Origin of the sequence: Bowmanella dokdonensis, assembly GCF_017254865.1 — a bacterium.
GTDB lineage: Bacteria > Pseudomonadota > Gammaproteobacteria > Enterobacterales > Alteromonadaceae > Bowmanella > Bowmanella dokdonensis.
On sequence record NZ_JAFKCV010000344.1, the window covers coordinates 1 to 294 of the forward strand.

At 50.7% G+C, this 294-nt stretch carries 1 protein-coding gene; it reads right to left on the reverse strand.

Going from position 1 to position 294, the window contains the following annotated elements; all coding sequences use genetic code 11:
• Positions 1-255: DUF1722 domain-containing protein (locus tag J0A66_RS22870; RefSeq protein ID WP_206576081.1), on the reverse strand; the 255-nt coding region annotated here is incomplete at its 3' end.
• Positions 256-294: the final 39 nt, after the last annotated feature.

Below are 294 nucleotides of genomic sequence, written 5' to 3' on the forward strand. Positions count from 1 at the left end.
GTCGGCCGGCATCAAATCACGTTTAAAATAGCCCTGCATATGCATCAGCACGTTAGTGTGTTTGCGCCTGTTGGTGGGCTTGGATAATGCTTGCATCATCAAAGCCAGATATTCCTGGGCGATGGTATGTTCCTGCCCTTTGGCCTGGGCAACCAATCGCCCCAAAGCACGGTACAAAACGGGGCTGTACGCCATCACAAGCAACTTATGACGACTGTGAAACTTGACCAGCGCATGCACACTGAGGGACGCCATCACCTTATGTCTGAATTCGTGATAAACAAACACCCTGGT